Origin of the sequence: Streptococcus sp. 10824 (assembly GCF_013276595.1) — a bacterium.
Lineage (GTDB): Bacteria > Bacillota > Bacilli > Lactobacillales > Streptococcaceae > Streptococcus > Streptococcus pseudopneumoniae.
Genome location: NZ_VMLH01000103.1, coordinates 1 through 1,169, shown reverse-complemented (window position 1 = coordinate 1,169; position 1,169 = coordinate 1). Strand labels below are relative to the sequence as shown.

The window sequence follows — 1,169 nt, the reverse complement described above, 5'->3', positions numbered from 1 at the left end:
AAGAAACCTTTAAGGCCATTTTGAAAGACGGGCATCTGGTCCTTTCCAATAATCTAGCTGAACGCGCCATTAAATCATTGGTTATGGGACGTAGTAAAAGAGTCCGGTGGACTCTTTTAGCCTAAGCTAAATTTTAAAAAGCGAGGGTGGTTGTTTTCTCAAAGTTTTGAAGGAGCTAAAGCAACAGCTATTATTATGAGTTTGTTGGAAACAGCTAAACGTCATCAACTAAATAGTGAAAAATATCTATCCTATCTTCTAGAATGTCTTCCAAACGAGGAAACTCTCGTAAACAAAGAGGTTTTAGAGGCTTATTTACCATGGACTAAAGTTGTACAAGAAAAGTGCAAATAAGAAATCTCCAGATTAGGAACTATCCGTGAGTTCTCTAGTCTGGAGATTTTTCAATATACTTCGTTATTGGGCGGTTACTTACCGTTACACTACAGTTGACAAAGAGCCATTTAAAAAGCGAACAATTCTAAAATTGTTCGCTTTTTATCTAATGTACTCGATTCCTAAAATAATCAGCAGAATTAATAGGGCTCATTTTTAAAATACAGAAGAATGTATATCAGCTTGACTAAACTTTTATTTTAGTCTTCTTTTTTCTTTCTAAACGCAAATCCGAGTCCACTTAGCATACCAAGAAGTCCTAGAGAAGCAAGAGTCGCATTTGATTCTGTTCCTGTATTTGGCAATACATTATGTGATTTACTTGGTTGTTCCGTAGAGACTGTTAGCTTAGCTGGTGTTGTTACATTAGGAACTTCCACAGCTGCTTTACCTGGTTCTGTAATCTTAGCATTACCTACAACCGTAGTATCTGGTAATTGATCATTTGGAACCTTAGCTGAACCATTGTCACCAATCGTCACTTTAATTGGACGACCATCCTTACCTGGAAGTTCTACCATTGTTCCTTCTGGATAAGTTGAGCCATCTGGTTTCTTAGGTGTTACTGTAACGTCACCTGTAGTAGGATCTTGTACCAAGTCAATAGTTGGTGTCTTACGGGCTGGTGTTGTTACATCCACTGGTTGTGATGGTTTCTTGTTCGGTTCTGTTACTTTACCTTTACCTGGCACAGCACCTTTCGGAAGCTTGTCATTTGGTACTTCACCTGAACCATTGTCGCCAATTGTGACTGTGATTGTTGTTCCATTTTC

At 38.2% G+C, this 1,169-nt stretch carries 1 protein-coding gene and 1 pseudogene; one reads left to right on the top strand and one right to left on the bottom strand.

From position 1 onward, the window contains the following. Positions 1-354, top strand: a pseudogene (locus tag HT701_RS11605) (transposase domain-containing protein); the annotation flags it as partial. A 242-nt stretch (positions 355-596) separates the two neighbouring features. Here the strand turns inward: HT701_RS11605 and HT701_RS09395 are convergent. Next, on the bottom strand, positions 597-1,169 hold a 573-nt coding region (locus HT701_RS09395; protein ID WP_240152371.1), incomplete at its 5' end, for an LPXTG cell wall anchor domain-containing protein.